The sequence below is a fragment of the Lentzea flaviverrucosa genome (assembly GCF_003350445.1).
Taxonomy (GTDB): Bacteria; Actinomycetota; Actinomycetes; order Mycobacteriales; family Pseudonocardiaceae; genus Lentzea; species Lentzea californiensis.
Map to the genome: position 1 here is coordinate 196,614 of NZ_QQAU01000014.1, position 22,429 is coordinate 219,042.

A 22,429-nucleotide genomic window follows, 5' to 3' on the forward strand; every position below is an offset into this window, starting at 1 on the left:
ACGCGCCTCCTAGACGGTGACGGTGAGCGCCACCTCGATGTTGCCGCGCGTCGCGTTCGAGTACGGGCAGACCTGGTGGGCCTGCTCGATGAGCTTTTCCGCGACCGCCTGGTCGAGTCCGGGGATCTTCACCGCGAGCTCGACGGCCAGTTGGAAGCCGCCGGTGCCGTTGGAGCCGATCCCCACCTTGGCGGTTACCTCAGAAGAAGCGACCTGAATCTTCCCTGCGCGCGCGACTGCTGCGATAGCGGAGTTGAAGCACGCCGAGTAACCGGCTGCGAAGAGCTGCTCGGGGTTGGTCGCGTCACCGCCGGGGCCGCCCATCTCCTTCGGGACCGACAGCACTTCGTCGATCACACCGTCGGAGGAGCGAACCTCGCCGTTGCGGCCTTCGCCGTAAGCAGTCGCCTCAGCCGTGTACAGCGCTTCCATTCCGCTCTCCCTTGAGTCAGTGGTCAAAGCCTTTCACCCTGGGAGAACGCATCGCGCGCGACTTAAATGCCCGGTGGTGACTCAGTTCACGTCGGAGATGGGGCGGCGCAGCGCGAACTCGGCGACCTGACGGCCGATCATCCGCAGGTTGCGGTCGACGTCGGCGTCCGAGCAGGCGCCGTCGCCGTCGAACTTGACCTGGGCGGAGTTGATCGCGGAGCCCAGCGGCGTCGGCCAGCCGCGCAGGGCGTGCACGATCGAGCGAACCGCCGCCAGCGTGTTCACCGCGGCCTGCCAGCCGTAGGCGGCGGTGATGGTGCCGACGGCGCGGCCGTCGAGGTACGGGCGGTCGTCGTCGCGGAGGTCCTCGATGTAGTCGAGGGCGTTCTTGACCAGGCCGGACACGGTGCCGTGGTAGCCGGGTGACACGACGATCACGCCGTCGCAGCGGCGCAGGTCCTCGACCATGCGGAGGGCGACGTCCGTGCGGTCCGGCACCGACGGGTCGTAGAACGGGAGCACCAGCTCGGGGCCGCTGTACTGGATCGTCCGCGCACCGAGCTCACGGGCGCCCTCCAGAGCGACCCGCAGTGCCCGTTCGGACTGCGAGTCGGACCTGATCGAGCCGCCGATGCCCACCACCGTCACCGTCATGACAACGATCCTTCCACCTCCAGCTACCTGGAGATCCAGCACTACTCGCGAGTAACCTGCACCACATGTCGAACTTCCAGGCGGCCGTGATGGCCGGTGCTCTGCGCTTCGCGTTCGGTCTTCCCGGCCCTGTGCGCCGCCTCATCGCCGGCGCCCCGGTCCGTCTGGACGGCCAGGACCTGCACCCCGAGGCGCAGCTGCTGCTCAGGCTCCAGCAGCTGACCGGGACGGAGTGGCGCACGAGGACAGCATCCGAGAGCCGACTGGACCTGGAGTTGAGTTCGAAGCTCGTCTCCGGTCCGAAGATCACCGGAGTGGGGTCGCGCGACCTCACGATCGGGGAGTTCGCCGGGCGCCTCTACACGCCGGACGGCCTGGCGGCAGGCTCCTCGTTGTTGATCTTCTACCACGGTGGCGGCTGGGTGACCGGCAGCCTGGAGAGCCACGACAACCTCTGCCGCTTCCTCGCGAGGGAGGCGGGCATCCGGGTGCTCGCGGCCGACTACCGGCTCGCTCCGGAGGCCCCGTTCCCGGCCGCGGCCGACGACGCCGCCGAGGTGCTGCGCTACGCCGTCGCGAAGGCGGAGGACCTGGGCATCGACCCCAGGCGGATCGCTCTCGGCGGTGACAGCGCGGGCGGCAACCTGGCCGCCGTCACGGCCCATAGCGCCGAGGTCGACCTCGCGTTCCTGCTGCTCCTCTACCCCGGCGTGGACGCGTCGGTGCGCCGCCGGTCGCGGGAGATCTTCGGCAACGGGTTCTTCCTGACCGACGAGAAGATGGACTGGTTCCTCGACCAGTACACCGCCGAGAGCAAGGACCGGCACGACCCGCGGCTGTCGATCATGCTGGCCGAGGACCTGTCGAACCTGCCGCCGACCTACATCGCGACCGCGGGCTACGACCCGTTGCGCGACGAGGGCGAGGCCTTCGCGGAACGCCTGGCCGCCGAGGGCGTGCCGGTCGTGCTGCGCCGGCACGAGGGCCTGTTCCACGGCTTCGCGAACGTGCTCGGCGTCGGCGGGATCTTCCGCGAGGCCGTGTCCGAGGCCGTCGGTGCGCTCCGGACCGGTTTCGCGCTGGCCAACTCCGCTCAGGACGTGGAGGAGACCGCCTGACGCTGGCGCGACAACGCCCAGCCGACGCCGGCGACCAGCAGTCCGGCCACGCCCGCGACGACGAAGCCGAGCGGGGGTCCGCTGTGATCGACAGCGATCCCCGCGAGCGGCTGACCGGCGGCGACGCCGAACGTGAACGCGGAACCCTGCAATCCCAGCGCGAGCCCGCGGGCCGTGGGTGGCGCGTTCTTGGCGATCAGCTCGGACGACGCCGTGATCGTCGGCGCGCAGGCGAGGTTCATCGGGATCAACGCGAGCGCCAGCAGCCAGACGTGGCCGTCGCCGAGGCCGACGGGTATCTCCAGCAAAGCCATGCACGCCAGCAGGAACACGCCGGTCGGTACCCGTTTGAGGGTGCCGTAGAAGAGCCCGCCGAAGGCCGACGCCGCGCACATCACCACGAAGACCAGGCCGAGCCAGCTCTGCTGACCTGAGCGCTCCAGCGAGGCGATCGCCGAGATCTCCATGCCGGACAGCACCATCGTGGCGCCGAACGGGATGATCAACGCGGCGATCATCGGCCCGCGCAGCCACTGCCGCAACGGAGGCGGCGGGCCCTCGGTCACGTCGTCCTCGTGCAGCAGCACCGGGTTCACGAGGAACAGCACCGCGCTCGCGGTCAGGATCGCGATGCCGATCACGACCAGCGCCGTCCCGGTCGAGTACTTCGTCGCGATCAGCACACCCGCGGCGGGCCCGACCATGAACGACAGCTCGACCGAGATCGAGTCGAGTGAGAACGCGGGCCTGCGCTGCGGTTCGGGCACGATCGCGGTGAGCGCCTGCCGTCCGATCGACATCACCGGCACGGCCACGAGCCCGTTGGCGAACGCGAGCACGAGCAGCACGTAGTAGTCCATCAGCGGCGCCGTCACCCAGAAGGCGCCTTCGAGCAGGCTCAGTGCCAGCACGAACCGCAGACCCTTGATGTCGACCAGCTTGCCCATCAACGGCGACCCGAGGGCGAGGCCGATCATGGTCGCGAAGCCGACCGTGCCGGCCGCCGCGTAGCCCTTGTCGAGCGTGGTGACGACGTGCAGCGTGACCGTGACGCCCGCCGCCGTCGGGGGGATCCTGGCGAACAGCATCAGCAGCATCAGGGGACGAACCCCCGGCAGCGCCAGGACCGACTTGAACGGGGCGAGGTTCACGAGGACATCGTCACCTGGCTGGCAACGGGTTTGTTCTGCCGCGAGAGCAACCAGGCGACGCCCGCGACCAGCAGCCCGATCACGCCGACGATCGCGAACCCGGCCGGTGCTCCCCCGCGGTCGATCGCGACGCCGGCGATCGGTGCGCCGATCGCGCTGCCGACGGTGAACGCCGACCCCTGCAGGCCGAGTGCCAGGCCACGGGCGGTGGGCGGCGCGAGCCTGCTGATGTGTTCGCCGGAGGCCGCGATCAACGGCGCGCACATGAGGTTCATCGGCACGAGGAGCAGGCATAGCAGCAGCACGTTGCCATCGCCCAGGCCCACCGGGATCTCCAGAGCGGCCATCAGGACGAGCAGCACCAGCACGCTCGGCACCCTCTTCACGCCGCCGTAGACCAGGCCGCCCACGATCGACGCCGCGCACATCGCGAAGAACACCGCGCCGAGCCAGCTCTGCTTGCCGATGTGCTCCAGCGAGGCGATCGCCGAGACCTCCATGCCCACGAGGCACACCGTCGCCCCGGCGCACACGACCAGCACGCCGACGATCCGTCCGCGCATCCACTCGAGCACGCGGGGCTGCGGGCCGTCGACGACCTCGTCCTCGTGCACCATCGGCGGGTTCGCCCAGTACAGGAGCACTCCGGCGATGAGGATCGAGACGCCGATGAACCACAGCGCCGCGTTCGTGGAGAACTTCGTCGCGACGAACACGCCGAGCGCGGGCCCGCCCATGAACGACAGCTCGACCGAGATCGAGTCGACGGACAGCGCGATCCGGCGGCGGCCCTCCGGCACGAGGGCGGTGATGACCTGCCGCCCGATCGACATCATCGGCACGCCGAGCAGCCCGACCAGGAACGACGTCACCAGCAACGTCCAGTAGCCCATCAGCGGCGCCGTGAGCCAGAACGCCGCCGAGGCCGTGACGCTCACGCCCAGCATCGACCGCAGACCTCGCGAGTCGATCAGCCTGCCCATCAGCGGGGCGCCCAGCCCCATGCCGATCGTGCCGGCCGCGCCGACCAGTCCCGCCGCGCCGTAACCCCGGTCCAGCGTGACCGCGACGTGCAGAGTCAGGACCACGCCCGTGGCCGCCGGAGGCATCCTCGCGAAGAACATCAGCAGTGCGAACGGACGGACTCTGGGCAGCATCAGGACGTGTTTGAAGGGGGCGAGGTCCACCCGGCCATCCTCACCCGGACGGCAAAAGGTTTTCTTTGCTAACGATGTGATTCGCCGTACAGATCTTCCAATGCCCGGTAGGCCTTCACGACGAACGGCCGTGCGTTCGCGTACCTCTCGACCAGTCCCTCGTCCGGCGTGATCGTCTGCGTCGGCCGCACGAGGTCGACGGTCAGCGACTCGATCTCACCCAGCGCCCGCCATGCCAGCAACGCCGCGCCCACGGCCGAACCGCCGGTGTCCTCGGTGAGGTGCAACGGCATGCCGAGCGTGTTCGCCAGGGTCTGGGCCCAGATCGGGGCGCGGAACGCACCGCCGGTGATCCGCAACGACTCGACGTGCGGCACCGCGTCCAGCACCAGTGCCAGCTGCTGACACACACCTTCGACCAGTGCCTTGGTGATCTGCTGAGGGGTGTGTTCGCGCCGGAGGCCGAGCAACGCCGCGTGCGCGGTCGGGTCCCACCACGGTGCCCGTTCGCCCAGCAGGTACGGCAGCGCGACGAGCCCGTCGGAGTCGACGTCGGCGGCCTGGGCGAGCAGGTCGCCGACCGGGATGCCGAACGTCTCCGCGGCCCACTGGGCGACCACGCCACCGTTGCTGATCGCACCGCCGCGAACCCAGAGGCCCTCGCCGATGGCGTAGCTGAACGTGCGGCCCTCGTCGTCGACCCCTGGCCCGAGCTGCGCGACGCGGAGTGCGCCCGACGTGCCGAGCGAGACCGCGCCCGCACCGGGGCTGGCCGCGCCGACGCCGAGGTTGCCCAGCGGCCCGTCGCCACCGCCGACGATCACCGGGATGCCGGGCTGCAGTCCGGGGATCACGGCCGTCAGCGGTGTCGAGTGGGTGGGCTCGACCAGCGGCGGGAGCTGGTCCGCGGTGACGCCGGCGAACTCCAGCGACGGCTCGTGCCACTGCAGCGTGTGGACGTTCATCAGGCCCGTGCCGGAGCCGGACGAGTGCTCGTTGATCAGTGCGCCGGTCAGGTGCAGGTGCACGAAGTCCTTGATCTCGCACCACTTCGCGGCGCGGACGCCGTTCTCGTGGAACCAGGCGAGCTTCATCAGCGGCGTGAACGAGTGGATCGGCGCGCCGGTCGCCTGGTGCAGCGCACGGCCTTCCTCGGTGCCCCGCAGCCGTTCGGTCTGCTCGATCGCACGGTTGTCGGCCCAGCTCAGGGCGTCCGTGACCGGGCTCAGGTCCGCGTCCAGGCCCATGATCGAGTGCATCGCGCCGGTCAGCGCGATGGCCCGCACGTCCTCCGACGCCAGTTCGCGCAGGGCGTCGAGCGCGGCGTCGAGCACCTGCCGCGGGTCGTGCGTGGCTTCGAGACCGCTGGTGCGCATGGGATAGCCGCGTTCGGTCGAGGCGACGACCCGAGCCTGTGCGTCTACCGCCACGACCTTGGTCGCCGTCGTGCCGAGGTCCACCGCGAGAACGAGCATGACCCACCCTAGGACGGCGGATACCGGACGAACCACTCCCGGTTCACCGGTGCGGCCCCGCTCTTCTCCAGTTCCCAGTGCGCCACCATGCGGTCGATGACGGGACGGAACTGCACGCACTCGCCTCAGTGGCCGCGTTCGGAAGAGGTCGCCGTGCGTGACCAGCCATCCGGTTCGTCCACAGTGGACTGATGTCGCGTGCCTTGCACCACGGCGTTTTCTGGGTGCGGAGCAACGCTGCGAAGGGTCCTCCGCCGAACACGCGACCAGCTGGCCGACCAGTCCTGTTCGGACACCCGCGCCGAAAGCGGAACCCTGGTAGGCGGCCACGACCTCGGTGAGGCGGGGCGGCCTGATCCACTCGATCTCCCCCGCCGCCGTCAGACCCTACCGGGCCCGACGGCGGCGGGAGCGACGATCAGAGGCGCTTCGCGAGCTCTTCCGCGACCTCGTAGGTGTTCAGCGCGGCACCCTTGCGCAGGTTGTCACCGCACACGAAGAAGTCCAGCGTGTTCGGGAAGTCCAGCGCCTGGCGCACGCGGCCGACGTACGTCGGGTCCTCGCCCACGGTGTCCGCGGGCGTGGGGAACTTCTGCGCGGCCGGGTCGTCGACCAGCACGATCGTCGGCTGCGACTCGAAGATCTTGTGCGCGGCCTCGACCGTGATCTCGCGGGCGAACGTCGCGTGGACGGACAGCGAGTGGGTCGTGACGACCGGGACGCGGACGCAGGTCGCGGAGACCTTCAGGTCCGGGATGCCGAGGATCTTGCGGGCCTCGTTGCGGACCTTCAGCTCCTCGGACGACCAGCCGCCGTCCTTGAGCGAACCGGCCCACGGCACCACGTTCAGCACCAGCGGCGCCGGGAAAGGCGAGTCCTCGGCGGACAGACCGGCGGCGGCCAGCGCCTGCGCCACGTCGCCCGCGGACACACCGGCCTCCTTGCCCGCCAGTGCCGCGATCTCGGCGTAGAGGCGGTCGATGCCGGACTGGCCGGCACCGGAAGCGGCCTGGTAGGAGGCCACGACGAGTTCCTTGAGCTCGAACTCGCGGTGCAGCGCGCCCAGCGACGCCATCATCGACAGCGTCGTGCAGTTCGGGTTCGAGATGATGCCGCGCGGACGCTCGTTGATCTGGTCCGCGTTCACCTCGGGCACGACCAGCGGTACGTCGGCGTCCATCCGGAACGCCCCGGAGTTGTCGATCGCGACGGCGCCGCGCTCGACGGCGATCGGCGCCCACTCGGCCGAGACCTCGTCCGGCACGTCGAACATCGCGATGTCGACACCGTCGAACGCCTCGGGCGAGAGCGCGATGACCGTGACGTCCTGGCCGCGCACGTTGATCTTCTTGCCCGCCGAGCGCGGCGACGCGATCAGCCTGATCTCGCCCCACGGCACGGACGAGCGGGTGTTGATGATGTCGATCATCACGGTGCCGACGGCACCGGTCGCGCCGACCAGCGCGAGAGTGGGGGCGGTCATCGTCCAGTCCCTGCGTAAACGACGGCCTCTTCGTCGGTGCCCAGGTCGAACGCGTCGTGCAGGGCACGGACGGCGTCGTCGAGCTGGGTGTCGCGGCAGATGACCGAGATGCGGATCTCCGAGGTGGAGATGATGTCGATGTTGACGCCGGCCGTGGCCAGCGCCTCGCAGAACGTCGCCGTGACGCCGGGGTGCGAACGCATGCCCGCGCCGATCAGCGACACCTTGCCGACGTGCTCGTCGTAGAGCACCTGGTCGAACCCGATCTCGCCGCGGGACTTCTCCAGGGCCGCCACCGCGCGCGGGCCGTCGACCTTGGCCAGCGTGAACGTGATGTCCGTGCGGCCGGACGCCGCCTGGGACACGTTCTGCACGACCATGTCGATGTCGAGCTCCGCCTGCGCGACGACGCGGAAGATCTTGGCCGCGATGCCGGGGTGGTCGGGGACGGCGGTAACGGTGATTTTGGCTTCGGACCGGTCGTGCGCGACGCCGGTGATCATCGCCTGTTCCACGTGAAGGTCCTCCACTGAACCGGACACGATGGTTCCGGTCTTGTTGCTGAACGAAGAGCGGACGTGCACGGGCACGTTGTAGCGGCGGGCGTACTCCACGCAGCGGAGCATCAGCACCTTGGCGCCACACGCGGCCATCTCGAGCATTTCCTCGTACGTGATCGTGTCGAGCTTCTTCGCGTTCGGCACGATGCGCGGGTCGGCGGTGTAGACGCCGTCCACGTCGGTGTAGATCTCGCACACGTCGGCCTTGGTCGCCGCCGCGAGCGCCACCGCGGTGGTGTCGCTGCCGCCACGGCCGAGCGTGGTGATCTCCTTCGAGTCCTGGGAGACGCCCTGGAAGCCCGCGACGATCACGATGGCTCCCTCGGACATCGCGTCCTGGATCCGGCTCGGCGTCACGTCGATGATCCGGGCCTTGCCGTGCGCCGAGGTCGTGATCACGCCGGCCTGCGAACCCGTGTAAGAGCGGGCTTCCGCGCCGAGCGAGTTGATCGCCATCGCGAGCAGCGACATGGAGATCCGCTCACCGGAGGTGAGGAGCATGTCGAGTTCACGGGCAGGCGGCACCGGCGAGACCTGGCGGGCGAGATCGAGCAGCTCATCCGTCGTGTCGCCCATGGCGGACACCACGACGACGACGTCGTTGCCCGCTTTCTTGGTCGCGACGATGCGCTCGGCCACGCGTTTGATCCGCTCGGCGCTTCCAACCGATGAACCGCCGTACTTCTGGACGACGAGCGCCACCGACCTGACCTCCTTCGCGCGACTAAAACCCCACGTCGAAGGCAGCCTACCCGGACCACCTGGTGAGACTCTGGAGCCGTGATGCGCGTGACTACTCTGTCCGGGTGTCGTCGAGCGCCGATGTCGTGGAGGCCCCAGCAGCCGTGCATGAGAGCAGTGCGCGCTCGCGGTTGGCCGAAGCGCTCAGACACCCGGCCGCGCTCTGGACCGCTCCCGCGCTCATCTACCTGATCGTCCGGCAGGTCGGTCTCTTCGTCCTGCAGCTCGTCGTGGAGTACCAGAACGAGCTGACCGGCAAGACCGACACCTCGGTCGACAACCTCAGGTCGTGGGACGGCGACTGGTTCCTCGGCATCGCGACGGGCGGCTACAACGGCGTCCCGTCACCCCCGTACGACGCGTTCGGCCGCCGCACCGCCGAGACCCCGCTCGCCTTCTTCCCCGGCTACCCCGCGCTCATCCGCTGGGTGAACGGGCTGCCGGGCGTGGACGTGGTCGGCGCGGCCTTCGCGGTCAGCCTGATCAGCGGGATCTTCTGCGCGTACGGCCTGTTCGTCCTGGGCCGGATCGTCCGCGACGGCTCGAACCGCGCGGGCCTGATCTTCGTGACGCTGTTCGCCGCGTCCCCGATGGCCGTCGTGCTCTCGATGACGTACTCCGAGGCCACGTTCTGCGCGTTCGCCGTCTGGGCGCTGGTCGGCGTGGTGAAGAAGCGCTGGATCCTCGCCGGCGTCTGCTGCGCGGCGGCAGGCCTGGTCCGCCCGACCGCGGCAGCCCTGATCGTCGCGGTCGGCCTGGCCGCGCTGGTCGCGGTGCTGGCCGACAAGAAGGACTGGCGAGCGTGGGTGGGCGGCGCCGTCGCCCCCCTCGGCCTGCTCGGCTACCTGGGCTGGGTGGCCGTCCGCACCGGCGACCTCATGGGCTGGTTCGGCGTGCAGCAACGGGGCTGGGGCTCGAAGTTCGACGGCGGCGCGGCCACCTGGGAGTTCGCCTGGGGCCACCTCGGCAACCCGCGCTCGTTGCTGGAGACCGGCACCGTCTGGCTCCTGGCCCTCGCGATCGTCCTGGTGTTCTACGCCTTCCAGCGACGCCTGGAGTGGCCGCTGGTCGTCTACGGCGTCGGCGTCCTGGTCATGGACCTGGGCTCGAACGGCCTGATGAACTCGAAGGCCCGCCTGCTGCTCCCGGCCTTCACCCTGCTGCTCCCCCTGGCCCTGGTCCTCACCCGCCGCCGCCCGTCCACCGTCTTCACGATCCTGGGCATGGCGACGCTCTTCAGCGCGTGGTTCGGCGCCTACTCCCTCGCCGTTTGGCAGTATGCGATCTGATGAACGAGCTGATCTCGAAGCGCTGGAGCCCGCGCGCCTTCTCCGCTGACGCGACGGTGACCGACGACGAACTCCGCACCGTGCTGGAGGCGGGCCGCTGGGCCCCGTCCCACGGCAACAGCCAACCGGCCCGCTTCATCGCGGGCCACCGGGGCACCGAGACGTTCGACGCGATCTTCGAAACCCTGACCCGCGGCAACAGGACCTGGGCCGTCCGAGCCTCGGTCCTGCTCATCGGCTGCGTGCTCACCACCGACGACCGGGGCGACATCCCCAACGTCGAGTTCGGCCTGGGCCTCGCGATGGAGAACATGGCCCTGCAGGCCGTGGACCTGGGCTTGATCGCACACATGATGGGCGGCTTCGACAAGGAAGCGGCCCACAGGACCTTCTCCATGCCCGCCGACGTCCGCCCGCTCGTGGCCATGGCACTGGGCAGGCACGGCGACCTGTCACACCTGCCCGAGGACCTTCAGGCCCGTGAGCAGCGAGAACGCAAGCGCCTGCCGCTCTCCGAGACCGTCTTCACCGGCACCTGGGGCAACTCACAGTTCAGTTGAGAAGTACTTCGTCGCGACGTCGTTGTGCAACGGAAACGCCAACGGCACGCAGTCGAAGATGACCTTGCGCTCGGAAGCCTCGTCGTTGGGCACGAACGGCGGCATGTCCTCGGCGTTGATCGCGGGCGCGGTGGCGAACATCAGCACAGTCCCACCGTCAGGCGTGGACACGAAGTGCAACGGCCGCAGGTCCTCCGGCGGAATGCACACGCCGGCTTCTTCTTCAAGCTCCCGCACGGCACTCTGCTGCCAGGACTCACCGCGATCCATGAACCCGCTGACGAACGCCAACTCGCCAACAGGCGGAATCGCCCGGCGCACGGTCAGCAACCCGGTCCGGGGCCCGTCCTTCACAGGAACGAGCAACACCACGACCGGCGAGGGATTGGCCCACACCATGTGCCCACAGCCAACGCACCTACGCGGGTACGCGGACGTGTCGGAGTACTGAGTGCCACAGCTGCTGCAGAAGTCGTCGCGCGCCATGAGACGAACCTAGTTCAGCCGCCTAACGAGCTTAAGGACGATCGCTCGAACGCCCAGCCAGAACAACGCTGCCAGCCCGAAGTTGACGATCACCCGCAACTTGGCGTCAGCGGGCGCGAACAGGTCCTTGAACGCCAAAGCCACCGGCTCGGCCAGGAACTTGACCGTGCTGGTGATGGTGTTGTCCGGGTTGGCCCCGCCGACGGTGAGCACGACGTGAACGACGAGCACGACCGCCAGCGCGAGGCCGACCCAACTGACGACTCCGGCGGCGATACCAACGACACGAGTCCGCATACCGCCGGAATCTACTACTCAGTAGCGCGACACCGCACGCGCGATCAAACCGGTCACGACCAGCCAGAACACGGCAGCGAGACCGTAGTTGAGGAAGACGTCGAGGTTGTAGTTACCGGTCGCGAAGAGCCCCGGGAAGAACAGGGCGAGGGGCTCGGCGAGGGACTGGATGAACTTGAAGAACGCGTTCCCCTGGTTCGCGCCCAACACGATCATCAAGATGTACAGCACTTCGATGAAGGCGAAGAGTGCACCGATGCCGCTGATCACGCGGGAAGCCGTGCCGCGGCCGCTGGAGGTACGTAATCTGGACATACATGAACGATTCCCAGGTCTGAGCAAACCAAAACTTGCAAGTTGACCTGCATCGCGCGCGCCCGCCCCCACGCGATGCCGCAGGCGAGCCCTCCACGCCACCCGAAGCCGAAGGCGAGCCGTCCACCCGCACGCGAAGCCGAAGGCGAGCCGTCCCTTCGCATGCGAAGCCGAAGGCAAGCCGTCCCTTCGCACGCGATGCCGAAGGCGAGCCATCCTTCCCGTACGGGCAGGGCGGTGGGTCCCATCACGAGTCGCGCCACAGCTCCTGCTGCATGCAGGTAGGGGTGTCAAGCGGACACGCTTTTCGTCCGCTTGACACCCCTACCTGCATGTGGCCCGCTCTTGGTGCGGCTCGTGATGGGACCCACCGCCAACGCACTCTCCAAGCAACAGGCAGCCGCCCAACGCAACAGGCGTGCCATCAACCCGCCCGTGGCGTGGCCCCCTGATCAGATTGCCGGGGTCTGGGGCAGAGCCCCAGAAAAACGCACGCAACCGCAAGGCCGCCCGCAACCCAACCACCGCAAAAGTCGCCCCTCAAAAGCCGCCATGTCCCACGATCCGGTCACCAAGTTCCACCAACCCCACACCTATGGCTACTCTGTCCGACGTGTGGCGTTCCCTCCTGCTTCGCTGCCGTGACGGGGTCTGATCAGACCGGCCCCCCGTCGCGGGACTCAGCGTTGCCGCCGGTCGTTCCCAATCAACGACCCGCAGGAGCACAACCCCCATGACCTCCAACGAGGCTTTCACCACCACGACCCCGGACTCGGCGGACGCCTACACCTCAGGCACCAGCCGAATCCGCAAGCCTTCTCGCCCGGCCCCGGACTCCCAGCAGTCCTGGAACCGCCAACTGGGCAGCAGCATGCCGTTCCACCGCTACCGCCCGTTCCAGGAGCTGGTAGAGGTCATCGACGTCCCGGACCGCACCTGGCCGACGAAGAGGACCACGAAGGCCCCGCTGTGGTGTGCGGTCGACCTGCGCGACGGCAACCAGGCCCTGATCGACCCGATGTCGCCGGCGCGCAAGCGCAAGATGTTCGACCTCCTGGTCCGCATGGGCTTCAAGGAGATCGAGGTGGGCTTCCCGGCGGCGAGCCAGACGGACTTCGACTTCGTCCGCGAGATCATCGAGGACGGCGCCGTACCGGACGACGTCACGATCCAGGTCCTGACCCAGTGCCGCGAGGAACTGATCGCCCGCACGTTCGAGTCCCTCAGGGGCGCCAACAAGGCGATCGTCCACTTCTACAACTCGACCTCGATCCTGCAGCGCCGCGTGGTGTTCCGCAGCGACAGGGACGGCATCAAGAAGATCGCCGTCGAGGCGGCGAAGTTCGCCAAGCGGCAGGAACAGGACTACCCGGAGACCGACTTCCGCTACGAGTACTCCCCCGAGTCCTACACCGGCACGGAACTCAGCTACGCCCTGGAGGTCTGCAACGCGGTGCAGGACGTCATCCAGCCGACGCCCGAGAAGCCGCTGATCATCAACCTGCCGGCGACCGTCGAGATGGCCACCCCGAACGTCTACGCGGACAGCATCGAGTGGATGAGCAGGAACCTCGCCAACCGCGAGGCGATCATCCTGAGCCTGCACCCGCACAACGACCGCGGCACCGGTGTCGCCGCCGCCGAGCTGGGCTACCTGGCCGGCGCGGACCGCATCGAGGGCTGCCTGTTCGGCAACGGCGAGCGCACCGGCAACGTCTGCCTGGTCACGCTGGCGATGAACATGTTCAGCCAGGGCATCGACCCGCAGATCGACTTCAGCGACATCGACGAGGTCCGCCGCACCGTCGAGTACTGCAACCAGCTGCCGGTGCCCGAGCGCCACCCGTACGGCGGTGACCTGGTCTTCACCGCGTTCTCCGGTTCGCACCAGGACGCGATCAAGAAGGGCTTCGAGGCCCTGGAGGCCGACGCCAAGGAGGCCGGCCAGCACGTCGACGACTTCCTGTGGGAGGTCCCGTACCTGCCGATCGACCCGAAGGACGTCGGCCGCAACTACGAGGCCGTCATCCGGGTCAACTCGCAGTCCGGCAAGGGCGGTGTGGCGTACCTGATGAAGCAGGAGCACCACCTGGACCTGCCGCGGCGCCTGCAGATCGAGTTCTCGAAGGTGATCCAGGAGGTCACCGACACGCAGGGCGGCGAGATCGGCCCGAAGGAGATGTGGGACGCCTTCGCGGAGGAGTACCTGCACGGCAAGGTGCCGCTGTACCTGCTGAAGCACAGGGCGTCGTCCGACGGCAGCGGCCGCGAGGAGATCACCGCGACGCTGCTGATCGACGGCGACGAGCAGGAGATCACCGGCTCGGGCAACGGCCCGATCGCCGCGTTCGTCGACGCGCTCGCCTCGGTGGGCTACGACGTGCGGGTGCTGGACTACGCCGAGCACGCGCTGTCCGCCGGTGACGACGCCCGCGCGGCCGCCTACGTCGAATGCGCCGTGGGCGACCGCGTGCTGTGGGGCGTGGGCATCGACTCCTCCACGGTCGCGGCGTCGTTCCGCGCGATCGTGTCGGCGATCAACCGCGCACAGCGTTAGCCAAGAGCAACCGACGGGGAGGACGCGTGCGGCACCAGTTGCCGCGGAGCGCCCTCCCCGTTCGCTTGCACGGCCCAGATGCCCTCACCCGGCAGGCCGTAAGCGATGGTGTCGTCGTCGAGCCACACGACCTGGTCGTCGATCCCACGGGTCTCGGCCAGCGGTGTCTCCACCATCGTGGTCAGGTCCAGCACGTGCTGGCGCCACGGTCGCGCGCCGTCGCCGGGCACGCGCTTCTTGAACGCCACGCGCTTGCCGTCCGGTGAGAGCGACGGGCATTCGGCGTTCTCCCGCAACGTCTTCGCCGACTCGTCGACCGCGTCGCCCTGGACCAGGTACGTCTTTCCCGCGGTGCTCATAGTCGCGTAGTACGTGCGGTCGTCCGGGGCGAACGTGACGCCCCACCAGTTCATGTCGTTGACGGTCTTCATGCCCGCGACGGACGTGCCCTCGATGTTGCTGGCGTAGGCCTCGGTCTGCTGGTCGAAGATCGCGGTGCGGGTGGAGAACGTGCCTGCCTGCGCGTACGAGTCGCCGGTGACGAACGTCGTCCACGACGCCATCCGCCCGTCCGGCGACAGCTTGGCGCGGTTGGGCACGCCGTCGACCTCGACGCGGCGGCGTTCGGCCAGCCCCCGGTCGACGAACACCGCCGTCGAACCGGGCAACGGGCCGGAGGCGTCCGCGAGGCACAGTCCCTGCCCGCCCGCGGTGAAGAACCGCTTGCAGGACAACGAACTCACCCGCCGCGGACCGGACGGGGCCGTGAGCGGCACCGACGCCACCTTGCCGCTCACCTCGTCCACGAACATCAGCCGCCCGGACGACAGCTCGACCGGACCCTGTTCCACGGCAACGGAGATCTCGGCCGGAGCGCGCAGGGCGTAGGCGGTGGCGCCCGCGCCCAGCGCGATCACGGCGGCGATGACGATCAGGACCCTCACCAAGCGAACCACGTCCAAAGAGCACCGAAGAGAACGGAGGAGGTGGCGCGGGCGAGCACCTGCCCGGTCTGCAGGAGGGCCAGACCGGAGGTGCGCAGCTCGTCCGGGATCATCGGCCCGGCGACGGCCATCAGCACGCCGTCGGTGCACGCGTAGAACAACCCGTGCAGCACCAGAACACCGATCAGCAGGGAGATCCCGGAAACTCCGGCCAGCAGGACGTACGCGCCGAGCAACGCGAGATGACCGAACAGGAAGATCTTCCACCGGCCCACGCGATCGGCCAGTGAGCCCAGCGGCACGGCGGCGAGCAGGTACACGCCCGCCGTACCGAGGGGCAGCAACGCGATGTAGGCGAGCTCGACGTCGAGCTTCTTCTGCAGCAACAGGTAGACGAACCCGTCGCCCAGCGTCAGGAACCCGAGCCCGCACGCGACCAGGCAGACCCGCCGGAACGGCCTGGACCGCAACAACCCGAAAGCCGACCGCAGCGACACCGCGACGCGTGGCAGCACGTCCCGGTGATCACGCACGAACAGCACCAGAACCAGAAAACCCAGTGCCGCGAAGCAGAAGCTGACCACGAACACCACGTCGTAGCGGGCCGGCAGCGTCCACAGGAGGCAGAACGCCAGCAGTGGCCCGAGGAACGCGCCCACGGTGTCCATCGCGCGGTGGACACCGAAGGCCCGTCCCAGCGCCGAAGGTTCGCTGCTCAACGTGATCAGCGCGTCCCTCGGCGCCGTGCGCAGGCCCTTGCCGGTCCGGTCCCCGGCCAGCACGAGCCCCATGGCGGTGGCCGAGGTCCCGGCGGCGAGCAGGCCGAGCTTGCCCAGCGCCGAGATCCCGTACCCGAGTCCGGCCACGAACTTGCGCCGTTGCCAGCGGTCCGCGGCGTGACCGCCCACAACGCGGACCAGTGCCGTCACACCGGTGTAGATGCCGTCGAGCACACCGAACTGCAGCGGGGAGAACCCCAAGCCCAGCACCAGGTACAGCGGCAGGATGGCGGTGACCATCTCGGACGAGACGTCCGTGAGCAGGGACACCGCGCCCAACGCGAGAACGTTCCCCGCGATCCTGCCGGTGCCACCAGAAGCCGGAGCTTGTCTAGCGGTTGCGATGTACACGACGGCCTCCGATCAACAGCCAGGAAAGATCAACAGCCAGGTCCGGTCAACGACAGTTGTAAGGACCGGCCTTGTCGCGCACCTTGCCCGCGGTGTCGATGACCTCCCACGAGTAGGAGCGACCGGACAGCGTGAACTTCACGACGCCGTGCGAGTCCGCGAACCACTTCTCCACGCCCGCACGAGGCTTGACGTTGGAGTAGAGGTAGTCACCGCCGATGCCGATGATCGCGGAGCGCAGGCCGTTGGCCTGGTCGACCGCTCCGCTCTTGTTCAGCGGGGCCAGTCGCTCGTAGTGGTGGTCGTGACCGCTGAGCACCAGGTCCGCCTTGGCGTCGGCGAAGGCGTTCCACACCGTCGTCATCTTGGACTTGTCGCCGTACTCACCCGAGTTGAAGCGCGGGTGGTGCCAGTAACCGACGACGCACGCCTTGGTGTTCGCGGCGAGGTCGGCCTTCAGCCAGGTCATCTGCGTCGAGTCGGCACCCGTGTCGTACATCTTCTGGGAGTCGACCGAGACGAAGTGGAAGTCGCCGGCGTCCCAGCTGTAGTACGGCTTGCCCTGCGGGTAGGCCTGGGCACCGAAGTAGGACTTGTACCCGTTGAGGTTGTCCTCCCACTCGTGGTTGCCGGTCGCGGGGTGGGTGATGCTCTTGAACTTGCCCCACGACTTGTCGTAGTGGGCCTTGAACTCCGCGAGCGTGCCGCTGTCGTACTGGTTGTCGCCGACCGTGAGCACGTGGTTCGGCTTGATCTGGTCGATCAGCCTCGCCGTCTCGTAGTGCTCGGTGTTGGTCAGCGACGCGATGTCACCGGCCGCGACGACCGTGATGGTGTCGCCGGGTGAGGCCGGCAGGGTCGTCGCCTGCACCGAGTTGCTCGCGGGACCGAGGTTGCCGGCCGCGTCACGCGCCTTGACGGTGTAGGTGAACGCCGTGCCGGACGCGAGGCCCGTGTCGGTGAACGTGGTGCCGGTCGGGGTGCCCACGACACTGCCGTTGCGCAGGACGTCGTAGCTGGTCACGCCGACGTTGTCGGTCGCGGCCGTCCACTGCAGGCTGACCGAGCTCGACGTGGTGCCGGTCGAGGTGAGAGCGCTGGGCGCGGTCGGCGGCGTGGGGTCGGAGCCACCCGAGCTGCTGCCCCAGACCTCGAGGTCGAAGATCGAGTAACCCCACGCCGTGCCGCGCTTGGTGCCGTAGACCCGCACGTAGCGGCCTGACGCGCTCAGGGTCGTCTCGTCGATGCCGCCGTTCTGACCGGTGAGGGTCTTGCCGGTGGTCCACGTCGAGCCGTCGTTCGAGGTCTGGATCTTGTACTCGGAGGCGTACGCGGCCTCCCAGTTGATCTTGACCTTGGAGACGGTGGCGGTGCCACCGAGGTCGACGGCGATCCACTGCGGATCGACGCCCTCGAGGCTCGCCCACCGGGTGGACGAGTTCCCGTCGACGGCGTTGGCGCCGCCGAAGGTCTCGGCCTCGACGGACGAGACGGTGGTGGGTTTGTTGGCGGACAGCAGGGAATCAGCCGCGTTGGCCGTGCCCGACGCGGCGATCTGGGGGACCACCAACGCGAACAGGGCTATCGCGACACCGGCTCTGGTGTGCTTTTTGATCACTTCGTTCCTCCTGGGCAAAGGCGGCGGCTCGAAGGATTGGTAAACAAGCTTCCCAATTGAATTTGGAAGTTAGCCGCGGCCGAACCAGCAGGTCAACGACGGAGATCCGCATCGGACGGCGGGAAGGGGCACCACGGCGTGGATGACCTGGATCACACCTGGCAGAGGCGTTTCGTGCGACGAGCACGGCCGCCACGTGTCATGCCCGGTCATGCACTTTCGGACAGCGGCCAGGGCCGTTCGGACGAGCCGGGCGGGCCACCTGTGGGCACGCTGAAGAAACACCCAGGTCGGGATTGTTCACCTGGGTCACGTACGTTCACCGATCATGAGCACCGCAGCCAGTCTCGTAGTGCTGTTCCTGGTCGCCGTCGTGCCGTTGGCACCGACGGAGGCAGTGCTCATCGGCGCCGGCGTCCTGGCGGCGTCCGGTGAGGTGCCGCTCTACCTGGTCGTGCTCGTCGCCGCGGCCGGCTGCCTGCTCAGTGACATGATCAACTTTACCGCGGGGCGCCGGATGGGGATGCGGGCCCTCGACAAGGTCAACAGGAACGCCAAGGCGCGGTCGATGGTCGTGTGGACGGCCGACCAGCTCGCGACCAAGGGCGAGACGATCCTCATCGCGGCGCGGTTCCTGCCCGCCGGCGGCATCGTCGGGGCGTTGCTGACGGGGGCGCTGAAGTGGCCGCTGCGCCGGTTCGTGCCGGTCGCGGCGCTCGGGTCGGCGCTGTGGAGCCTCTACCCCGCCACCGTGGGGTACATCGGCGGTCAGCTCGTCGACGAGGCGTGGCTCGCGATGCTGTTGTCGTTCGGCGTGGCCACGCTCATCTCCATCCCGGTCGGCATGGCGATCCGTGCGCGCAACGCCGACCGCACTCTCTCGTACGCCGAGGCGTCGTCGTAGAGCACCGCGAACCGGTCCGCGGCGGCCAGCAGGGCATCCACCTCGAACGCCATCTGGGCGTCGCCGCACAGCCGTTCCAGCAGTGAGATCCAGCGCAGGTTGAAGAGCATCAACGCGTCCCGCACGCGGCCGGGCCGAGCGGCGAACTCCGAGCGCGTCACGACGAAGAAGCAGCCGCCGGGGAACACGCGCCGCTTCGAGTAGTCGAGCCAGCGTTCGCTCAGGTCCACGAGCGTTCCACCCGCCATCACGACCTCGTGCGCGAAGATCTCCGCGGCCGTGTGCACGGTGCAGATCTGCAGTTCTTCCTTGGCGCCGAAGTGCGAGAACACCCCGCTCTTGCTCATGCCGAGCTCGACCGCGAGCCGCCCGATCGTGACGCCCTCCAGGCCGTCGACCGAGGCGATCTCCGCCGCGCGCAGGAGGATCGAGCCACGACTGTCCATCCACCGAGGACAACGCACAGCCCTGGAGAAACGAACGGGGCCACCTCGAAGTGAGGTGGCCCCGGCCGGAAAAGCGGGTGCTACGGGTTCAGCGCCTCGGTGACGGACGCCGGTCCCACGAGCGGGACGTCGGGCGACAGGCCGTCGCCCTCCTCCACCAGGATCGGCTTCACCTCGTGCGGCTGGATCTGGCCGGACTGGATCTGCTCCGCCCAGTGGCACGCCACCTTGTGCCCCGGCTTGAGCTCGCGCAGCGCGGGCCGTTCGGTGTCGCACTTCGTCTCCTGCCGCCACGGGCACCGGGTGTGGAACCGGCAACCGGTGGGCGGGTTCGCCGGCGACGGGAGGTCGCCCGCGAGCAGGATCCGTTCGCGCCGGTCCTCGACCACGGGGTCGGGCACCGGGATCGCCGACAGCAGCGCCCGCGTGTACGGGTGCAGCGGCTCGGCGTAGAGGTCCTGCGCGGAGGCCTCCTCGACCAGGCCGCCGAGGTACATCACGCCCACGCGGTCGGAGATGTGCTTCACGACCGCGAGGTCGTGCGCGATCACCAGGTAGGTCAGGCCGAACTGCTCCTGGAGCTGTTCCATCAGGTTCACGACCTGCGCCTGCACCGACACGTCCAGCGCGGACACCGGCTCGTCGGCGACGATCAGGTCCGGCTCGAGGGCCAGGGCCCGCGCGATGCCGATGCGCTGCCGCTGACCGCCCGAGAACTCGTGCGGGTACTTGCGCAGCGCCGTGGTCGGCAGGCCGACGGCCGTGAGCAGTTCGCGGAGCCGCTTGTTGGTCGACTCCTTGCCCTTGTCCAGGCCGTGCGCCCGCAGGCCCTCGATCAGGATCGACTCCACGGACTGGCGCGGGTCGAGCGACGACAGCGGGTCCTGGAACACCATCTGGATCCGGCGCCGCATCTTGCGCAGCTCCTCGCCCTTGAGGGCGGAGAAGTCCTGGCCGTCGAAGACCATCTTGCCCGCGGTCGGCTCGTTGAGCCGCAGCATCGCCCGCCCGAGGGTGGACTTGCCGCAGCCGGACTCGCCGACCAGGCCGTACGTCTCGCCGCGCTTGATCTCCAGGTCGACGCCGTCGACCGCGTAGACGTAGCCGACGGTGCGGTCCATGAACACGCCCCGCTTGATCGGGAAGTGCACCTTCATGTCCTGCACGGAAACCAGGGTCTCGCTCATACCGGCACCTCCTCGGCGGCGGGAGTTCCCGGCACCACCGGGTTGTGGCAGCGGAGCAGGCGACCCAGCTGGTCCTCTTCCGCGGGCGTGACCTGAACGCACACGTCCAGCGCGTTCGGGCACCGGGGTGCGAACGCGCAGCCCTGCGCCCACGGGATGTTGTCCGCGACGGAACCCCTGATCGGCGTCAGCTTCTCGCCGGGCGCCGCGTCGAGGCGCGGGATCGAGGCCAGCAGGCCGTGCGTGTACGGGTGGCGCGGCTCCGCGAAGAGCGGGTGCCGGTTGGCCTTCTCGACCACCTTGCCGCCGTACAGCACGTTGACCTCGTCGCACAGGCCCGCGACGACACCCAGGTCGTGGGTGATCATCACGAGCGCGGTGCCGAGGTCCTGCACCAGTTCCTTCATCAGCGACAGGATCTGGGCCTGGATGGTCACGTCCAGCGCCGTCGTCGGCTCGTCCGCGATCAGCAGCTTCGGCCGGCACGCCAGCGCGATCGCGATGAGCGCGCGCTGCCGCATGCCGCCGGAGAGCTGGTGCGGGTACTCCTTGAGCCGGCGGTTCGGGTCCGGGATGCCGACCTTGTCGAGGAGGTTCTTCGCCTCGATCATCGCTTCCTTGCGGGCCAGGCCGCGGTGCCGTTCGAGCACCTCGGTGACCTGCAGGCCGATCGGGATGACCGGGTTGAGCGACGACAGCGGGTCCTGGAAGACCATGCCGAGCTCGCTGCCGCGCTTGTCGCGCATCTGCTTGTCCGACAGCTTCAGCAGGTCCGTGCCGTCGTAGGTGACGGTGCCGGTGACCGTGGCGCCGCGCTTGGGCAGCAGACCCATGATCGCCAACGATGTCACGGACTTGCCGCAGCCGGACTCGCCGACGAGGCCGACGGTCTGGCCGGGCTCGACGTCGAAGCTGACGCCGTCGACCGCGCGGAACGGTTCCTCGCCACGACGCTGGAACACGACGGTGAGGTCACGAACTTCGAGCAGTGCCACGACGACTCACCGCCTGTTCTTCGGGTCGAGGGCCTCACGCAGGGTCTCGCCCATGAGCGTGAAACCGAGCGCGACGATGATGATGCAGACCGCGGGCCACGCGGCGAGGTGCGGATGCGTGTCGAAGACGTTCTGCACGTCGCCGAGCATCTGCCCCCACTCCGGGATCCGGTCGTCCGGGTTGCCGAGACCGAGGAACGACAGCGCCGCCGCCTCGATGATCGCGGTCGCCAGGACGAGCGTGGACTGCACGATCACCGGGCTGAGCGAGTTCGGCAGCATGTGCCGGAACACGATCGCGCCCTTCTTGACGCCGAGCGCCGTGGCCGCCAGCACGTGGTCGCTGTGCCGTTGCGCGAGCATCGAGCCTCTGAGCAACCGGGCGAACACGGGTATCTGCACGATCGCGACCGCGAGGATCACGGTGAACTGGCTCGGCCGCGCGAACATCGCCGCGATCGAGAACGCCAGCAGCAGCGACGGCAGCGACAGCATGACGTCGACCAGGCGCATGACGACCGAGTCGACCCAGCCGCCGATGGCGCCCGCGAGCGTGCCCAGGATCAGGCCGCCGGTGAGACCGATCAGCGTCGCGCCGACACCGACGATCAACGTCTGCTGCGAGCCGACCAGCAGGCGCGAGAAGAAGTCGCGGCCCTGCAGGTCACCACCCAGCGGGTGGCCCGGCTGAGCGGGCGGGATCTCGTTGCGCGCCTTGACGACCTGCTCGATCAGCATCTTGTCGGACGGGTCGTGCGGGGCGAGCCACGGCGACAGCAGCGACACCACGATGAAGATGCCGATGATGGTCGCGCCGATGAGGAACACCGGGCTGCGCCGAAGCCGCTTCCACGCGCTCGCCGCGAGCGAGACGCCCGCGGTGTCCGCGAGGTCGTCGATCTTTTCCTTCTTGGAGACTCCGAGTGCCAC

At 68.7% G+C, this 22,429-nt stretch carries 20 protein-coding genes and 2 pseudogenes; 5 read left to right on the top strand and 17 right to left on the bottom strand.

Annotation, left to right across the window (positions count from 1 at the left end; all coding sequences use genetic code 11):
• Positions 1–9: 9 nt before the first annotated feature.
• On the bottom strand, positions 10–432 hold the full coding sequence (locus tag DFR72_RS34775) for an organic hydroperoxide resistance protein (protein ID WP_090069775.1): 423 nt from the start codon (positions 430–432) through the stop codon (positions 10–12).
• An 81-nt stretch (positions 433–513) separates the two neighbouring features.
• Complete coding sequence (locus DFR72_RS34780) at positions 514–1,086, bottom strand: NADPH-dependent FMN reductase (RefSeq protein ID WP_030477613.1); 573 nt, start codon at positions 1,084–1,086, stop codon at positions 514–516.
• Between the two features lie 65 nt (positions 1,087–1,151).
• On the opposite strand from DFR72_RS34780, the gene DFR72_RS34785 reads away from it, so the two are divergent.
• Complete coding sequence (locus DFR72_RS34785) at positions 1,152–2,204, top strand: alpha/beta hydrolase (protein WP_090069773.1); 1,053 nt, start codon at positions 1,152–1,154, stop codon at positions 2,202–2,204.
• Here DFR72_RS34785 and DFR72_RS34790 read toward each other — a convergent pair.
• The 5 genes from DFR72_RS34790 to DFR72_RS34810 all read right to left on the bottom strand — a co-directional run bounded on the left by DFR72_RS34790 (position 2,180) and on the right by DFR72_RS34810 (position 8,732).
• Entirely contained in the window at positions 2,180–3,355 is a 1,176-nt protein-coding gene (locus DFR72_RS34790) for an MFS transporter (protein WP_090069771.1), read from the bottom strand. The two genes, DFR72_RS34785 and DFR72_RS34790, sit on opposite strands and share 25 nt — an antisense overlap.
• Positions 3,352–4,542 carry an MFS transporter gene (locus DFR72_RS34795; RefSeq protein ID WP_090069768.1) on the bottom strand — a complete coding sequence of 397 codons (1,191 nt, stop codon included), beginning with the start codon at positions 4,540–4,542 and terminating at the stop codon, positions 3,352–3,354. The genes DFR72_RS34790 and DFR72_RS34795 overlap by 4 nt, the downstream gene beginning before the upstream one ends.
• A 38-nt stretch (positions 4,543–4,580) precedes the next feature.
• Entirely contained in the window at positions 4,581–5,987 is a 1,407-nt protein-coding gene (locus tag DFR72_RS34800; RefSeq protein WP_090069766.1) for a gluconokinase, read from the bottom strand.
• Between the two features lie 418 nt (positions 5,988–6,405).
• Positions 6,406–7,470, bottom strand: a complete 1,065-nt coding sequence (locus DFR72_RS34805) for an aspartate-semialdehyde dehydrogenase (RefSeq protein ID WP_090069764.1) — start codon at positions 7,468–7,470, stop codon at positions 6,406–6,408.
• Positions 7,467–8,732, bottom strand: coding sequence for an aspartate kinase (locus DFR72_RS34810; protein ID WP_090069762.1), 1,266 nt, complete (start codon positions 8,730–8,732; stop codon positions 7,467–7,469). The genes DFR72_RS34805 and DFR72_RS34810 overlap by 4 nt, the downstream gene beginning before the upstream one ends.
• 104 nt (positions 8,733–8,836) lie before the next feature.
• Here DFR72_RS34810 and DFR72_RS34815 point away from each other — a divergent pair, with 104 nt between their 5' ends.
• Both DFR72_RS34815 and DFR72_RS34820 read left to right on the top strand, forming a co-directional pair.
• The gene (locus DFR72_RS34815) at positions 8,837–10,060 is read left to right on the top strand and encodes a glycosyltransferase family 39 protein (RefSeq protein WP_245983753.1); all 1,224 of its coding nucleotides are present in this window, start codon (positions 8,837–8,839) and stop codon (positions 10,058–10,060) included.
• Complete coding sequence (locus tag DFR72_RS34820) at positions 10,060–10,620, top strand: nitroreductase family protein (protein WP_090069758.1); 561 nt, start codon at positions 10,060–10,062, stop codon at positions 10,618–10,620. Before DFR72_RS34815 ends, DFR72_RS34820 begins: the two co-directional genes overlap by 1 nt.
• On the opposite strand, the gene DFR72_RS34825 is transcribed toward DFR72_RS34820, so the two are convergent.
• The 3 genes from DFR72_RS34825 to DFR72_RS34835 form a co-directional block, all read right to left on the bottom strand.
• Positions 10,606–11,019, bottom strand: a complete 414-nt coding sequence (locus tag DFR72_RS34825) for an NUDIX domain-containing protein (protein WP_170176540.1) — start codon at positions 11,017–11,019, stop codon at positions 10,606–10,608. The two genes, DFR72_RS34820 and DFR72_RS34825, sit on opposite strands and share 15 nt — an antisense overlap.
• A 96-nt stretch (positions 11,020–11,115) precedes the next feature.
• The gene (locus tag DFR72_RS34830) at positions 11,116–11,403 is read right to left on the bottom strand and encodes a hypothetical protein (RefSeq protein WP_090069754.1); all 288 of its coding nucleotides are present in this window, start codon (positions 11,401–11,403) and stop codon (positions 11,116–11,118) included.
• 18 nt (positions 11,404–11,421) lie between these two features.
• Entirely contained in the window at positions 11,422–11,718 is a 297-nt protein-coding gene (locus DFR72_RS34835) for a hypothetical protein (protein ID WP_090069752.1), read from the bottom strand.
• Positions 11,719–12,451: 733 nt separating this feature from the next.
• Here DFR72_RS34835 and leuA point away from each other — a divergent pair.
• Positions 12,452–14,275, top strand: a complete 1,824-nt coding sequence (gene leuA, locus DFR72_RS34840) for a 2-isopropylmalate synthase (protein WP_090069750.1) — start codon at positions 12,452–12,454, stop codon at positions 14,273–14,275.
• On the opposite strand, the gene DFR72_RS45920 is transcribed toward leuA, so the two are convergent.
• From DFR72_RS45920 to DFR72_RS34850, 3 genes and pseudogenes are all read right to left on the bottom strand, one after another.
• Complete coding sequence (locus tag DFR72_RS45920) at positions 14,272–15,156, bottom strand: TolB-like translocation protein (protein ID WP_425459930.1); 885 nt, start codon at positions 15,154–15,156, stop codon at positions 14,272–14,274. The genes leuA and DFR72_RS45920 overlap by 4 nt on opposite strands.
• Positions 15,145–16,349 (bottom strand): annotated as a pseudogene (locus tag DFR72_RS45925) (MFS transporter); the annotation flags it as partial. The gene DFR72_RS45920 and the pseudogene DFR72_RS45925, both read right to left, overlap by 12 nt.
• Positions 16,350–16,395: 46 nt before the next feature.
• Positions 16,396–17,967 (bottom strand): discoidin domain-containing protein, encoded by a 1,572-nt coding sequence (locus DFR72_RS34850; RefSeq protein WP_245983755.1) that lies wholly within the window; start codon positions 17,965–17,967, stop codon positions 16,396–16,398.
• A 328-nt stretch (positions 17,968–18,295) separates the two neighbouring features.
• On the opposite strand from DFR72_RS34850, the pseudogene DFR72_RS34855 reads away from it, so the two are divergent.
• Positions 18,296–18,715 (top strand): annotated as a pseudogene (locus tag DFR72_RS34855) (DedA family protein); the annotation flags it as partial.
• A 20-nt stretch (positions 18,716–18,735) separates the two neighbouring features.
• On the opposite strand, the gene DFR72_RS34860 reads toward DFR72_RS34855, so the two are convergent.
• The 4 genes from DFR72_RS34860 to DFR72_RS34875 all read right to left on the bottom strand — a co-directional run bounded on the left by DFR72_RS34860 (position 18,736) and on the right by DFR72_RS34875 (position 22,429).
• On the bottom strand, positions 18,736–19,317 hold the full coding sequence (locus DFR72_RS34860; RefSeq protein ID WP_090069749.1) for a TetR/AcrR family transcriptional regulator: 582 nt from the start codon (positions 19,315–19,317) through the stop codon (positions 18,736–18,738).
• Positions 19,318–19,397: 80 nt separating this feature from the next.
• Positions 19,398–20,504, bottom strand: coding sequence for an ABC transporter ATP-binding protein (locus tag DFR72_RS34865; RefSeq protein WP_090069748.1), 1,107 nt, complete (start codon positions 20,502–20,504; stop codon positions 19,398–19,400).
• On the bottom strand, positions 20,501–21,499 hold the full coding sequence (locus tag DFR72_RS34870; protein WP_090069746.1) for an ABC transporter ATP-binding protein: 999 nt from the start codon (positions 21,497–21,499) through the stop codon (positions 20,501–20,503). Before DFR72_RS34870 ends, DFR72_RS34865 begins: the two co-directional genes overlap by 4 nt.
• Before the next feature lie 6 nt (positions 21,500–21,505).
• Complete coding sequence (locus DFR72_RS34875) at positions 21,506–22,429, bottom strand: ABC transporter permease (protein ID WP_177224620.1); 924 nt, start codon at positions 22,427–22,429, stop codon at positions 21,506–21,508.

Excerpts from the sequence above, each read along its gene's own strand:
- DFR72_RS34775 (WP_090069775.1), bottom strand. The coding sequence starts at position 432 with ATGGAAGCGCTGTACACGGCTGAGGCGACTGCTTACGGCGAAGGCCGC.
- DFR72_RS34780 (WP_030477613.1), bottom strand. The coding sequence starts at position 1,086 with ATGACGGTGACGGTGGTGGGCATCGGCGGCTCGATCAGGTCCGACTCG.
- DFR72_RS34785 (WP_090069773.1), top strand. The coding sequence starts at position 1,152 with ATGTCGAACTTCCAGGCGGCCGTGATGGCCGGTGCTCTGCGCTTCGCG.
- DFR72_RS34800 (WP_090069766.1), bottom strand. The coding sequence starts at position 5,987 with ATGCTCGTTCTCGCGGTGGACCTCGGCACGACGGCGACCAAGGTCGTG.
- DFR72_RS34805 (WP_090069764.1), bottom strand. The coding sequence starts at position 7,470 with ATGACCGCCCCCACTCTCGCGCTGGTCGGCGCGACCGGTGCCGTCGGC.
- DFR72_RS34820 (WP_090069758.1), top strand. The coding sequence starts at position 10,060 with ATGAACGAGCTGATCTCGAAGCGCTGGAGCCCGCGCGCCTTCTCCGCT.
- DFR72_RS34825 (WP_170176540.1), bottom strand. The coding sequence starts at position 11,019 with ATGGTGTGGGCCAATCCCTCGCCGGTCGTGGTGTTGCTCGTTCCTGTG.
- DFR72_RS34830 (WP_090069754.1), bottom strand. The coding sequence starts at position 11,403 with ATGCGGACTCGTGTCGTTGGTATCGCCGCCGGAGTCGTCAGTTGGGTC.
- DFR72_RS34835 (WP_090069752.1), bottom strand. The coding sequence starts at position 11,718 with ATGTCCAGATTACGTACCTCCAGCGGCCGCGGCACGGCTTCCCGCGTG.
- leuA (WP_090069750.1), top strand. The coding sequence starts at position 12,452 with ATGACCTCCAACGAGGCTTTCACCACCACGACCCCGGACTCGGCGGAC.
- DFR72_RS34860 (WP_090069749.1), bottom strand. The coding sequence starts at position 19,317 with ATGGACAGTCGTGGCTCGATCCTCCTGCGCGCGGCGGAGATCGCCTCG.
- DFR72_RS34865 (WP_090069748.1), bottom strand. The coding sequence starts at position 20,504 with ATGAGCGAGACCCTGGTTTCCGTGCAGGACATGAAGGTGCACTTCCCG.